The organism is Streptomyces kanamyceticus (genome assembly GCF_008704495.1).
Taxonomy (GTDB): domain Bacteria; phylum Actinomycetota; class Actinomycetes; order Streptomycetales; family Streptomycetaceae; genus Streptomyces; species Streptomyces kanamyceticus.
This window is the reverse complement of sequence record NZ_CP023699.1, coordinates 7,262,640-7,274,918: the sequence shown is the minus strand read 5'-3', so window position 1 is coordinate 7,274,918 and position 12,279 is coordinate 7,262,640. Positions and strand designations below refer to the sequence as shown.

12 protein-coding genes and 1 riboswitch are annotated in these 12,279 nt (G+C 70.6%); of the genes, 5 read left to right on the top strand and 7 right to left on the bottom strand.

Annotated features, from left to right (window positions below):
* The first annotated feature begins 300 nt into the window (after positions 1-300).
* From CP970_RS31440 to CP970_RS31430, 3 genes are all read left to right on the top strand, one after another.
* A complete protein-coding gene (locus CP970_RS31440) occupies positions 301-798 on the top strand; it encodes an FBP domain-containing protein (RefSeq protein ID WP_055548267.1) in 498 nt (165 codons plus the stop codon).
* A gap of 92 nt (positions 799-890) precedes the next feature.
* Positions 891-1,619: an MgtC/SapB family protein gene (locus tag CP970_RS31435; protein ID WP_055548297.1), complete on the top strand. Its 729-nt coding sequence runs from the start codon at positions 891-893 to the stop codon at positions 1,617-1,619.
* A 42-nt stretch (positions 1,620-1,661) separates the two neighbouring features.
* A complete protein-coding gene (locus CP970_RS31430) occupies positions 1,662-2,264 on the top strand; it encodes an exonuclease domain-containing protein (RefSeq protein ID WP_055548299.1) in 603 nt (200 codons plus the stop codon).
* Here CP970_RS31430 and CP970_RS31425 read toward each other — a convergent pair.
* Positions 2,215-3,567, bottom strand: a complete 1,353-nt coding sequence (locus tag CP970_RS31425; protein ID WP_055548269.1) for an MFS transporter — start codon at positions 3,565-3,567, stop codon at positions 2,215-2,217. The genes CP970_RS31430 and CP970_RS31425 overlap by 50 nt on opposite strands.
* 132 nt (positions 3,568-3,699) lie before the next feature.
* On the opposite strand from CP970_RS31425, the gene CP970_RS31420 reads away from it, so the two are divergent.
* Complete coding sequence (locus CP970_RS31420) at positions 3,700-5,589, top strand: B12-binding domain-containing radical SAM protein (RefSeq protein ID WP_055548271.1); 1,890 nt, start codon at positions 3,700-3,702, stop codon at positions 5,587-5,589.
* Between the two features lie 15 nt (positions 5,590-5,604).
* Here the strand turns inward: CP970_RS31420 and CP970_RS31415 are convergent, their stop codons facing one another.
* The 6 genes from CP970_RS31415 to CP970_RS31390 all read right to left on the bottom strand — a co-directional run bounded on the left by CP970_RS31415 (position 5,605) and on the right by CP970_RS31390 (position 10,907).
* On the bottom strand, positions 5,605-6,369 hold the full coding sequence (locus CP970_RS31415) for a metallophosphoesterase (RefSeq protein ID WP_055548273.1): 765 nt from the start codon (positions 6,367-6,369) through the stop codon (positions 5,605-5,607).
* A 63-nt stretch (positions 6,370-6,432) separates the two neighbouring features.
* The gene (locus tag CP970_RS31410; protein WP_055548300.1) at positions 6,433-7,218 is read right to left on the bottom strand and encodes an ABC transporter ATP-binding protein; all 786 of its coding nucleotides are present in this window, start codon (positions 7,216-7,218) and stop codon (positions 6,433-6,435) included.
* 29 nt (positions 7,219-7,247) lie between these two features.
* Entirely contained in the window at positions 7,248-8,270 is a 1,023-nt protein-coding gene (locus CP970_RS31405; RefSeq protein WP_079043556.1) for a FecCD family ABC transporter permease, read from the bottom strand.
* Complete coding sequence (locus CP970_RS31400) at positions 8,270-9,310, bottom strand: ABC transporter substrate-binding protein (protein ID WP_055548278.1); 1,041 nt, start codon at positions 9,308-9,310, stop codon at positions 8,270-8,272. Before CP970_RS31400 ends, CP970_RS31405 begins: the two co-directional genes overlap by 1 nt.
* A 66-nt stretch (positions 9,311-9,376) precedes the next feature.
* Positions 9,377-9,563: riboswitch (cobalamin riboswitch) on the bottom strand.
* A gap of 28 nt (positions 9,564-9,591) precedes the next feature.
* Positions 9,592-10,041: a VOC family protein gene (locus CP970_RS31395; RefSeq protein ID WP_055548281.1), complete on the bottom strand. Its 450-nt coding sequence runs from the start codon at positions 10,039-10,041 to the stop codon at positions 9,592-9,594.
* A gap of 5 nt (positions 10,042-10,046) precedes the next feature.
* Positions 10,047-10,907: an AraC family transcriptional regulator gene (locus CP970_RS31390; RefSeq protein ID WP_055548301.1), complete on the bottom strand. Its 861-nt coding sequence runs from the start codon at positions 10,905-10,907 to the stop codon at positions 10,047-10,049.
* A 212-nt stretch (positions 10,908-11,119) separates the two neighbouring features.
* Here CP970_RS31390 and CP970_RS31385 point away from each other — a divergent pair, with 212 nt between their 5' ends.
* Positions 11,120-12,271 carry an HAD family hydrolase gene (locus CP970_RS31385; RefSeq protein WP_055548287.1) on the top strand — a complete coding sequence of 384 codons (1,152 nt, stop codon included), beginning with the start codon at positions 11,120-11,122 and terminating at the stop codon, positions 12,269-12,271.
* Positions 12,272-12,279 lie beyond the last annotated feature (8 nt).

Sequence of the window (12,279 nt, the reverse complement as noted above, 5' to 3'; positions counted from 1 at the left end):
TGTGCCCTCGTTCTTCTGCGGCGCGCGGTAAGGCTCGAACCTCGTATCTCATACGTCGTATCCCATACGTCGCATCTCTCGCGGCGTATCTCATGCGACGTATCTCTTACGTCTAGCCTCCCCCCTTCGCTCTCCCTTCCCCGCGGCATCGTCATGCGATGACGTGTCCTTCCCGCGCGGCTCTTCGCCGCGCGGGGCGCGGGGCTGCGCGACGCCCGGAGATCGACCGCACATACGGACGACCCTCCCCTCCCTACGTCTCGTAGCCGAAGGTCCCGCAAGGACCCGTAAGGACCCGTCATGAAGACTCTGACCGAGCACGACATCCGCACCTCGTTCGTCAACTGTTCCAAGGGCGAGGCCAAGCGCCTCCCCCTGCCCAAGGCGTTGGCGGACATCGATCACTGGGACGCCCTTGACTTCCTGGGGTGGTGCGACCTGTCCGCGCCCGATCGCAGTTACCTGGTCGCCGAACGCCGCGGCGAGCTGATCGGCGTCACCCTGCGTTCGCCCGCCGCCAAGCGCGGCTTCCTGCGCCGCAGCATGTGTTCGCTCTGCCTGACCACCCATCCCGGCAGCGGCGTCTCCCTGATGAGCGCCCGCAAGGCGGGCCGGGCCGGGCGTGAGGGCAACTCGGTCGGCCTGTACATCTGTGCCGACCTCGACTGCTCCCTGTACGTACGCGGCAAGAAGCAGCCCGCGCCCGGTGGCCGTATGGAGGAGTCCCTCACCGTCGAGCAGCAGATCGAGCGCACGCGCGGCAACCTCGACGCCTTCCTGGAGCGGCTGTTCGTCTGAGCCCCTCGGCCCGGTCCGCCCCCGATCGGCGACAGTGGAGGGGCGACAGGAATGAGCCGAGTGGAGGGAGTACGGACGTGGTGGCGGCGCACATGGGGGTGGAGCCCGGTGGGCAGGGGTGGCTGCAGGTGGGTGAGTTCGGGGTCGCCTTCCTGTTGTCCGGCCTCATCGGTCTTGAGCGCGAGATCCGGCAGAAGGCCGCCGGGCTGCGCACGTACACCGTCGTCGGGGTCGGCGCGGCCCTGTTCACCCTGGTGAGCAAGTACGGCTTCACCGACGTCCTGCACTCCGGGACGGTCTCCCTCGACCCCTCGCGGATGGCCGCGCAGATCGTCTCGGGGCTCGGCTTCATCGGCGCGGGTGTGATCTTCGTGCAGCGGGGCTCGGTCCAGGGCCTCACCACCGCGGCGACGATCTGGCTGACGGCGGCGGTCGGATCGGCCGCCGCCGCGGGGCTCCCGCTGCTCGCGGTCCTCGCGACCGCCGCCTACTTCCTCGTCTCGTACGGGGTCCGGCCCCTGGCCCACCGGCTTTCCGCCCTGCGGTCCGTCCCCGCCGGGTACCGCATCACCTATCTGCAGCGGCCCCGGCTGCTGCGCGACCTCCTCGAACAGTGCGAGTACGCCGGGTTCACCGTCGCCGAGCTGCGCACCCTCTCGGCGGACGGCAGCGCGGCGGGCCCGGCCTCGCAGGACGCCGAGCGGCCCGCCGAGGTGCTCATCCACGTGGTCGGCCGCGGTGATCTCGGCGCCCTGACCGTCCGGTTCGCCGACGTTCCGGGCGTGGTCGCGTGCCGTCGGGAGGATTCCGTCGACGAGTGAGGGGGGACTGCAGTGAGCGGGAACTACTGGGACGATGCCCGCATGTCTACCTTCGTTGTGTTCGACCTGGAGTTCACCTCATGGCCCGGCGCGCTGGAGCGGGATTGGGCGGCGGCGGGGCAGCTTCGGGAGATCGTGCAGGTCGGGGCCCTGCGGTTGGACGAGGGCTTCGGTGTCGTCGAGGAGTACGAGGCGTTGATTCGCCCCGTCGTCAATCCGGAGTTGTCCGCCTACTTCACCGGGCTCACCGGTATCGGGCAGGAGGAAGTGGATCGTGAAGGGCGTTCTCCCGCAGAGGTGTTGGGGGATTTCTTGGGGTTCTGCAAGGGGCAGACCGTGCTGTCGTACGGCAACGACATGGTCGTGCTCGGGGAGAACGTGGGGTGGGTGCGCGGGCGCGGGGAGGGGATCGAGAACAGTTATCTCGATGCCGCCTTCGTGAACATCAGGCCCTGGGTGAATTCCCTGGCACCGGCCACGGCGTCGACCAACGTGGGGCGCCTGTGGGAGGTGCTCGGGCTGGCCGAGCCCGTCGTCTCCGGGCACGGTCAGGAGCACTCCGCCCTCTTCGACTGTTACTCCTTCGCCGCTGCCCTCAAGCATCTGTGCGACGACGGGGCCACTCTGCCTGCTGGCTGCCTGTAGTTCCGGGTACCGGAGCGATGGAGCGGGACCCCGCACGCGGCAGCCAGCGCGGTACCAGCACCGCAAGCAGCAGCGGCACCGCGGCGAAAGTCGCGATCACCGTGGAGACCCCGGCCCACAGCGAACCCACGCCGTAGGCGACGTAGAAGAGGATCGCCACCGCGTCGGTGCCGAGGCTCGCGACCGAGGTCACCGTGGCACGGGCGGCGCACTCGATGGTGTCCTGGAGGCGGGCCTGCGACAGCACGATGCCGAACTGGACGATGCCCAGGCACAGGGCGACGGAGCCGATGCCCCAGGGGGTGCCGCTGAGCGCGCCCGCCGCCAGCAGGGCCGTGGCCGCGCCGAGAGCGAGGGCGAGGGTGGCCGGGCGCGTGCCCGCCAGCGGTCCTGCGAGCCAGCTGCCGCACGCCTTGCCCGCCACCGCGAGCACCACGAGGAGTGGCACCGTGGCGGTCGCGACGCCGGTCGACCGCACGAGGAGCGGAAGGTACTCGTCGATCACGAGGACCGCGGGGAGGACCGCTGCCACCACGGCCGCGCGCCGGACCGCGCGGCTGGTCCGCAGCTCGGCAAGGCCGGTGCGCAGCATCGCGACGTAGCCCGTGCCGACATGGCCGGTCCCGGCATGACCCGTGCCGGTATGGCCCGTGCCGACATGACCCCCGCCGCCCCGTTCGGCGCGAGCCCGAGAAGGTCCCGGCAGGCACAGCGCGGCCCCGGCCGCCGCCAGGCAGACCAGCGCGCTCGCCCCCTCCACCAGCGCGTAGTGCCCTAGGGCCAGCAGCGGAGTCGCCGAGAGCGTGGCCAGTACGTTCGCGGCCAGCGCGCCGATCCTGGCCCTGCCGAGCAGTGCGGGGAAGGTCGCGGTGGCGTCCTTGTCCGCCAACTCGTCGTAGACCAGGGCCTCCAGGGTTCCCGAGGTCAGGGCGTGACAGGCACCCCAGAGCAGGACGCCGACGACGAAGGCGGGGTAGGACGGCAGGAACATCCAGAGGGTGAAGCACGCGGCGCGCAGCAGGGCGCCGAGCGCGAGCAGCAGTCGGCGCGGGGCGACGTCCGCCCAGGCGCCCGAGGGCACCTCGAGGAGCAGCGCGGATATCGCGAGCAGGCCGAAGAGGGAGGAGACTTCCAGGGCGTCGAGCCCGGCGTCCGTGAAGCGCAGTGCGGCGACGGGGACGAACGGAATCAGGTCGTTCAGGGCGGAAAAGGCGAAGAGCGCTCTGCGTAACCTGAGTAACTCACGTGAGCAGTAAGGGGATTGCGCAAATTCCGCACCGGGAAGCCGATCGCTGCTCCCCATTTACCTGCCCCCTCTGCAAGCACTTTTCCACGGCTGGTACGCGGCGGGAAACCACCTGTCACGTACAGGCACCGTGACACAGACTGAGACAGGAGAACAGGAAGAACAAGGGGTTACGGGGGGACTTCCGCCATGCGCATTCTGCTTGTCAAACCGCCCATTCGTGCCTGCATGGTCGAAGTCGGCCGACACGTACCCATCGGATTGGCCTATCTCTCGGCCGTACTCCGCGAACAGGGGCACCACACCACGGTCTTCGACTCTCTCGCCTTCGTGGAGGACAACCACATCGTGGGCGAGGCGGATCTGACCGAAACCGAGCGGGCGAAGATCCGTCACCATCCGCGCTGGCGGCACGTGATGCACTGGGGCGCGCGGTGGGAGCGCATCGAAGAGGCCCTGCGCGAGGCCCGTCCCGACGTCATCGGCATCTCCTGCATGTTCACACCGTTCTACGAGGCCGCCTACGACGTGGCCCGCCTGGCCAAGCGGATCCATCCCGAGGCCACCGTCCTCCTCGGCGGCCAGCACGGCACGGTCTGCTACCCCCACGTCCTGCAACTGCCGGAGATCGACGTCGTGGTCCTCGGCGAGGCCGAGAGCACGATCGGACCGCTCATCACCGCGCTCGGGGAGGGACGGCGCCTGGACGAGCTGCCCGGGATCGCCTTCCGCTGCGGTGCGGGGCACTGCGCGTGCCCGGATCCCGGCGCGCCGCACATCCGGCCCCGGGCGCCGTTCGTCGCCGACCTCGACGCGCTTCCGCTGCCCGCCGCGGACCAGCTGGACTTCTCCCGGTACGACGACGCGACCACGCTCATCACCAGCCGTGGCTGCCCCTTCTCCTGCACGTTCTGCACGGTGCACGCCACGGTGGGCAAGGAGTTCCGGGCGCGGTCCGCGCAGAGCGTCGTCGAGGAGATCCAGCGCTACGTCGAGGGATTCGGCGTACGTCAATTCCTCATCGAGGACGACAATTTCACCTTCGATGTCGAGCGCGTCCATGAGATATGCCGCGCGATCATGGAACAGGGTCTGCGGGTGCGGCTGAGGCTGCCCAACGGGATCACCGTGGTGAAACTCTCCGAAGAACTGGTCGAGGCGATGGTGGGCGCCGGTTTCGAAAGCCTCTTCTTCGGGCTTGAAACCACCGATGTGAAGCGTCTGCGAAAGTTGCGCAAAGGGTTTACTTCCCTGGCGAAGGTGGCCGCCGGTGCGGAGATCTTCCGGCGGCACGGCCTCGATGTGAACGGCTCACTGATCGTCGGACTGCCAGGACAGAATCTTGCCGAGATAGCGCAGGACTCCGTGAATTGCGCCCTGGCCGGTGTGCGTTTCTACACGAACCCCTTCTATCCGATCCCGGGTTCGCCGGATTACCGGACGTGCCTGTCGGCGGGCCTGATCGACCCCCTCACCGAGCCCGCGCTGTTCGACCAGTACAACTTCGCCTTCGGCAACGGTGAGTTGTCGGCCCAGGAGATGTACTGGGCGTGGATCGTCACGCAGGCCGTGGCGCTGTGGCCCCGGTACGTCGTGGAAGGCGGTGCCCGACGGGAGCAGGGCCTTGTCACGCTGCCCGAGGCGGCTCGGCGCCTGGTGGACCACAGCGAGCTGCTGCGGGCCACCGGGCGCAGGCCCGATGTGCCCGCCCTGGTCAAGGACTTCACCGTGCGCGGGGACGAGCTGCGGATCCGCACGCATCCCCAGGGCTGCTTCTGCGCGACGCAGCGGGTGATCGGGGAAGACCAGGAAGACCACGACGGCGTCCGGGTCATTCGGGCGACCGACACCTGCCTGTACTCCGGCGATGTGATCGCCGCCGCCCTGTCCGCCTACACCGGCTCGCCGTACCGGGCCGAGCAGGTGGCCGCGGTCACCGCGGGCGATGCGGAGGCGTGCGTCTTCACCCTGCACCCGACCGATGCCGAACCGGTCGTGCCCATCCTGCGCACCTTCCTCGACCGCCTGGACGCGACGCGGCACGAGCCGGATCACCTGCTCGTACCGAGTAACGCCTGACGGGCCAACGATGCCCTAAGGGAGCGGCACCGGCCGGAAGTGCGTTGTCAGGCGCGCCTCCTCGTCCAGGACGTGGAAGGCGAGGGACGGCGGCAGGTCCCGGTGGACGTGGTGGGCCGCGTCGTCCTGGCGTTCCCAGGGGAGGCGGAGCGTGGAGACCACTCCCGGGGCCACCAGGAGGGGGCGGTTCGCGAAGGTCGTCGCGGCGGGGGTGTGGGCGTGGCCCGCGAGGAACGCCGTCACGTTGGGGTGGCGGGCGGTCAGTTCGGCGAGGCGGTGCTCGTCGCGCTGGCGGATGACGTCCACGTACGGCGTGTGCAGCGGGACCGGCGGGTGGTGGAAGGCGATCAGGACGGGGCGCGTGGGCGGGGTGTCGGCGAGGAGTGCGGACAGCCAGGTCAGGGTCTCGTCGTCGAGGCGGCCGTGGGGCTCGCCGGGGACCGACGTGTCGCACAGGGCCAGGGTGAAGGCGTCCGTGACGCACGACTGGTTGACCGGTCCTGTCCCGGGAGCTTCGCCGAGCAGGTGCTCACGGAACGCGGTGCGCTCGTCGTGGTTGCCGGGGCAGGTCAGCAACGGGTGCCGGGAGGCGAGCAGTTCGCGGGCCGCCGCGTATTCGGCGGGGGCGCCGTGGTCGGCGACGTCACCGGTGACGATGACCGCGTCCAGGTCGTACGGCAGGTCGTTCAGGTAGGTCATGACGACTCGGGTGCGGTCCACGCTGTGGCCGCCGTCGTCGGTGTCGATGTGGATGTCGCTCACATGGGCAATCACAGGCATACCCCGAACCTAGGCGGGCGCTGCGGGGCGGGTGAAGGGCCAACCGCCGGCGGTTGGCCTGGATCACTTGCGCAGGAAACGCACCGACAGGGCCTCCGCGTCCTGCGTCACCACCGCCCGTACCCCGTACACCTCCGCGATCAGCTGCTCCGTGATCACCTCTGCGGGAGTGCCCGCCGCGTACGCCCTGCCCTCCTTCAGGACGAGCAGCCGGTCGCAGAACATCGCCGCCAGGTTGAGGTCGTGCAGCGCGACGACGCTGGTGACGGGGAGGTCGGCGACCAGCGAGAGCAGGTCGAGCTGGTGCTGGATGTCGAGGTGGTTGGTGGGCTCGTCCAGGAGGAGTTCACGGGGGTTCTGGGCGAGCGCGCGGGCTATCTGGACGCGCTGGCGTTCGCCGCCGGACAGGGTGTGCCAGGACTGGGCGGCGCGGGCGGTCAGGCCGGTGCGGTCCAGGGCGTCCCGGACGGCGCGCTCGTCCTCGGGCGAGGGCGCCGACCAGGCGCGGCGGTGCGGGATGCGTCCCAGGCGTACGACGTCTCCCACCGTCAACTCGACCTGGGTGTCTGAGTGTTGCTCGACGACGGCGATCCTGCGCGCCACGGCCCGGCGGCCCGTGTCGGCCAGCGTGCGGCCGTCCAAGGTGACCACTCCTGACGCCGGGGCGAGGACGCCCGCGAGGATGCGCAGGAGCGTGGACTTGCCGGAGCCGTTCGGGCCGAGGAGGCCGACGGTGGCGCCCGCGGGCGGGGCGAGGCTGACGCCGTCGACGACCAGGCGGCCGCCCGCCTCCCGGGAGACGCGTTCGGCGCGCAGACCCGCGTCGCCGGAGACACCTTCGGCGCGCACACCCGCATCGCCCTCGTACGCGTACGCCGTCACGTCGCCCTCCTCGTCCGGTACAGCACGACCACGAACGCCGGTACGCCGATCAGCGACGTCACCACGCCCACCGGGACCTCCTGCGGGTCGAGCACCGTGCGGGCCAGGGTGTCCACCCAGACGAGGAAGACGGCGCCGGCGAGCGCCGTGACCGGCAGGAGGCGAGCGTGGCTGGAGCCCACGAGAGCGCGGGCCGCGTGCGGCAGGACGAGGCCGACGAAGCCGATGGCACCCGCGGAGCTCACCAGCGCCGCGGTCAGCAGCGCGGTCGTGCAGAGCAGGACCAGGCGGGTGCGGGCCACACGGACGCCGAGCGCGGCCGCCGCCTCCTGGCCGAAGGCGAAGGCGTCCAGGGTGCGGGCGTGCGAGAGGCAGATCAGCAGCGCGGCCGCGAGCACCGCCGCGCACAGCCATACGTCCGTCCAGCCGACCCCGCTGAGCGAGCCGAGCAGCCAGAACAGCACGCCGCGCGTCGTCTCCGCGTCCGCGGCGGTGAGCACGAAGAAGGAGGTCAGCGCGGAGAAGAGTTGCATCGCCGCGACGCCGGACAGGACCACGCGGTCCGTCGAGCCGCCCAGCGTATGGCTCAGGAGGAGCACCAGGGCGAACGAGCAGAGCGCCCCCACGAAGGCGCCCGCCGAGACCGACACCACTCCCCCGCCGACGCCGAGCACGACGACCGCGACCGCTCCGGTGGACGCGCCGGACGACACCCCGAGCACGAAGGGGTCGGCGAGCGGGTTGCGGAGCAGGGACTGCATGACCGCGCCGCAGACCGCGAGGCCCGCGCCGCAGACCGCGGCGAGCAGGGTGCGCGGCATCCGCAGGTTCCAGACGATGCCGTCCCTGATCGGGGTGAGCCGTGCCTCGCCCCAGCCCAGGTGCGCGGCGAGCGCCGACCACACGTCGGGCACGGAGATGTCCGCGGGCCCGATGGTGACGGCCACCGCCACGGAGAGGACCAGCGCGGCGAGCCCCACGGGCCACAGCAGCCACTGTCGCGCCAGGGCGGCCGAGATCACTTGGCGAGCCCGAACTTCCGCAGCCCCGCCGCCACTTGCTCGATGCCGTCGACCGTACGGATCGTGGGGTTCATGGCCTGGCCGCTGAGGAGTACGTAGCGCTTCTTCTTCACGGCGGTCAGGTTCTTGGTCGCCGGGTTGGTCTCCAGGAACTTGATCTTCGCCGCGGCGCTCTCCGCGGACTGCGACTTGCGGGTGAGGTCGCCGATGACGAGGACGTCGGGGTCGCGGTCGGCGACGGTCTCCCAGTTGATCTGGGGCCATTCCTCGCGGGTGTCGTCGAAGACGTTCTTCGCGCCGAGCTCGCGCGTGATGATGCCGGGGGCGCCGCAGCAGCCCGCCATGTAGGGGGCGTCGGAGTTGGCGAACCAGTAGAGGAGCGTCGCGTCGGAGGCGTCGATGTCCCCGGTGGCCTTGGCGACGCGGCCCTTGAGGTCGGTGACCAGCTTCTCGCCGCGCTTCTCGACGTCGAACACCTTCGCGAGGTCGCGGACCTCGCCGTAGACCGTGTCCATGGTGAGCGTCTTGACGCGCTTGCCGTCGCCGCCGCCGTCGTTGTCCTTGCCCGCGCAGTCGGTGGGCGAGACGTAGACGGGGACGCCGAGCTCGGTGAACTTGGCGCGGTCGGCGACACCGCCCTTGCCGACCGTGTACAGGAAGGAGGCGCTGACGAAGTCCGGCTCCTTGGCGAGGACCCGCTCCAGGGACGGATAGCGGTCGGCGAGCCGCTCCACCTTGGCGTTGTCCTTCGCCAGGTTCTTCAGGACCGGGTCGGTCCAGGTGCCGGTGCCCACCATGCGGTCGGCGAGGCCGAGGGAGAGCAGGATCTCCGAGGAGCCCTGGTCGAGGGAGACCGCACGCCGTGGCGGCGCCTTGACCTCGGTCTTCTCGCCGCAGGACGCGACCGTCACGGGGAAGCCCCGCGCCTTCTCCTCCGCCCCCGCCGACTTCTCCGTGGCGCCGCCGCCGCATGCCGTGAGGGCGAGCGCTCCGGCGCAGAGCAGGGCGAACTGACGTATACGGGCTTTGGAGGACACACGATCCCTTGAGTCTCACGGCTCATACGCGGAGCCTGGCCTGCGTCACGCCCTCCGCCGCCCGGTGTGCGAGCGGAGGCGCCAGCAGGTCTTCGGACTCGGGGATCGACCGGGTGGGGCGCCTTCCCGGGCGTCCGTGGACGCCCAGTGGCCGTGGCCCCGCCCGTTCTCCCTCACCGCTGCGCGTCAGTTCCGGATTCGCACCGGATTCCCTGGCCCACGTGTGGGTTTGACTGGCTTGCGCAAGTTATCACGCCTGCTCAAGGGGTCGTCATGCCCGCTCAGGAGGCCGGTCCCGGCCTCGGCTCGCCCCGGTAGGTGCCGAACGACCAGCGGTTTCCCTCCGGGTCCAGGATGCCGAACTCCCGGCTTCCGTACGGCTTGTCCTCGATCTCCACGGTGACGCGCACGCCCGCCGCGACGAGGCGGTCGTACAGCTCGTCGACCCGGTCGGTGACGACATAGGCACCGGCGGTGCCGGGCGTTCCGCAGGTGCCCTCGGGCGCCGAAGGGTCGTAAGAACCGAGCATGACGCCGCCGCCCTCGGGCCAGTCGAGCTGGGCGTGGGCGACGCGGTCGCCGTCCTCGTAGACGGCGGTGCGCAGGAAGCCGACGGTGCCGACGAGGAAGTCGATCAGAGCGGGGGCGTCGTTCGCCTGGAGGCCCGGCCAGATCGCCGGGGCGGGGGTGCTGAGCTGCTGATTCGCTGTGGTGTCAGGTGTGGTGTTCATGGCTCTCAGTCTTCGCCCGTGCCGTGCGCCCCGGCTTGGATATTCCGGCACTCTTCGGCCAGCCAGCGGGTCGGACTCGCCCCCGTGTACTGCTGGAAGTCGCGGACCAGGTGCGAATGGTCGTAGTACCCGGTGTCGGCCGCGACCCGGGCGAGGTCGGGGCCCGCGCCCGCCGCGACGGAGCGGACCACCGCGGTCCTCGCGTGCTGGAAGCGCATCAGGCGCGCGGCCTGCTTGGGGCTCAGTCCGGTCTCGGCGCGGAACACCGCGGTCAGCCTGCGCTCGCTGAGCGCGACGTGCCGGGACAGGCCGCCGACCGTGCCCGTGCCCCGGTGTCTGGCGAGCCAGGCCCAGGCCTCCGCGACCTCGGGACGCACCGGACCCGCCTCGTCGGCGGCCGCCGCGCGCCGCCGCAGGTAGTCGGCGAGGAGGGCGAAGCGGTCCTCCCAGCGCGCCAGGCCGCACAGCCGCTCGCGGATCTCGTCGGCACGGCCGCCGAACACGTCGGCGCCCCTGGTCACGAGCTCTCCGGCCAGGGCGCCTGCGGGCAGACCGAGGAGCGCGCGGGCCGCCATGGGGTGCACGGCGAGCTGGATGCCCGCCTCGTGCTCGGGCGAGACGAGGTAGGCGGGGCTCTGGTGCAGGCCGCCGACCATGATCTCGGTGCGCACCGCGTCCGCGCCGGTCGCCTGGTCCGGGGTGGCGCCGCCCGCGATGGGCCCGTCCAGGGAGAAGACCACCGTCAGATACGGCGAGGGCAGGCCCCGGTGCAGGGCGGGACGCTGCCCGGCGGTGCGGTAGCCGACCGCCGAGACGACCATGCCGTCGAGCCGGGGGACGGCCCTGACGAACTCTTGGGAGCCCATGCGTCCCAGTATGCGCGGGACCACTGACACGGACCCCGCGACGACCCCCGCGGCGCTCTCGGCGTCCGGTTCGACTACCCGTGTTCCCCCTCTCCATGCCCGGCGTTCACGGTGACTTCGATCATGGGAAATGAGCGCGGCGCCCCATAGCATTGCGCGCCGCTCCGGACGGGGCCGCACACCGCTCTCAGGAACGGCAGGACACCGCAGACATGGCAGTACGAGCAAAGAACAAGCCCGCCCTCATCGGCGCTCTGGGGGCGCTCGCCGCCGCCGTCCTCGCGGGCAGCGCGCTCTGGCCGACCTCCGAGGCGAACGCCGCGGGCTCCGAGGCGAAGACCGCGCGGGCGGCGAACAGCGCGGCCGGTGAGCTCTCGCACTGGCCGAAGCCCGTCGCCAAGAAGCTCGGCAAGGTCATCGCGAAGAACGACCACCAGGGCGCGTACGCCGTCTTCGACGCGGACAACACGACGTACCGCAACGACCTGGAGGAGTCGCTGCTCCCCTTCCTGGAGATGAAGGGCGTCCTGACCCGCGAGACGATGGACCCGTCCCTGAAGACCATCCCCTTCAAGGACACGGCCACGCACAAGGAGAGCCTCTACAGCTACTACAACCGGCTGTGCGAGGTCGACGACCAGGTCTGCTACCCCTGGGCCGCGCAGATCTTCTCCGGCTTCACGCTGAAGGAGCTCAAGGGGTACGTCGACGAGCTCCTGGCGTACGAGAAGCCGATCCCCGCCGAGTACTACGAGGCCGGCAAGCTGACGAAGACCGAGGTGAAGCCGCCGGAGTTCTCGCGGGGCATGCAACAGCTCTACAAGACGCTGCAGGCGCACGGCATCGAGGTGTACGTGGTCAGCGCGGCCAGCGAGGACCTGGTGCGGATGGTGCTCGCCGACCCGAAGTACGGCTACGGCGTGAAGCCGCAGAACGTCATCGGCGTCGCCCTGCAGCTCAAGGACCGCGAGACCGGTGAAGTGACCAGCTCCCGCAAGGAGATCGCCGAGGGCCGCTTCGGCGAGAAGGACCGCGCGAAGCTCGCGAAGCGCGAGCTGACGCCGAACCTGTGGGCGCCGCTGACCTGGTACGAGGGCAAGCCCGCGGCGATCAACACCTACATCGACGAGTGGAAGAAGCCGATCCTCGCCGCCGGTGACACCCCGGTCAGCGACGGCCCGATGCTGTTCCACTCCGCGGACGTGGAGCACGGCGGCGTACGGGTCTGGGTCAACCGCAAGGACTCGTACATGAAGCAGCTCGACGGCATGAAGAAGGAGAACGCCGACCGTCAGCGCGAGCTCGGCCGGAAGGTGACCGCCGACAAGCGGTGGCTGACGGTCACGCCGGACCAGATCGGCTGACGGCCCGC

Coding starts and splice junctions, on each gene's coding strand:
- CP970_RS31420 (WP_055548271.1), top strand. CDS start 3,700: ATGCGCATTCTGCTTGTCAAACCGCCCATTCGTGCCTGCATGGTCGAA.
- CP970_RS31415 (WP_055548273.1), bottom strand. CDS start 6,369: ATGCCTGTGATTGCCCATGTGAGCGACATCCACATCGACACCGACGAC.
- CP970_RS31425 (WP_055548269.1), bottom strand. CDS start 3,567: ATGGGGAGCAGCGATCGGCTTCCCGGTGCGGAATTTGCGCAATCCCCT.
- CP970_RS31435 (WP_055548297.1), top strand. CDS start 891: ATGGGGGTGGAGCCCGGTGGGCAGGGGTGGCTGCAGGTGGGTGAGTTC.
- CP970_RS31395 (WP_055548281.1), bottom strand. CDS start 10,041: ATGAACACCACACCTGACACCACAGCGAATCAGCAGCTCAGCACCCCC.
- CP970_RS31385 (WP_055548287.1), top strand. CDS start 11,120: ATGGCAGTACGAGCAAAGAACAAGCCCGCCCTCATCGGCGCTCTGGGG.
- CP970_RS31430 (WP_055548299.1), top strand. CDS start 1,662: ATGTCTACCTTCGTTGTGTTCGACCTGGAGTTCACCTCATGGCCCGGC.
- CP970_RS31390 (WP_055548301.1), bottom strand. CDS start 10,907: ATGGGCTCCCAAGAGTTCGTCAGGGCCGTCCCCCGGCTCGACGGCATG.
- CP970_RS31440 (WP_055548267.1), top strand. CDS start 301: ATGAAGACTCTGACCGAGCACGACATCCGCACCTCGTTCGTCAACTGT.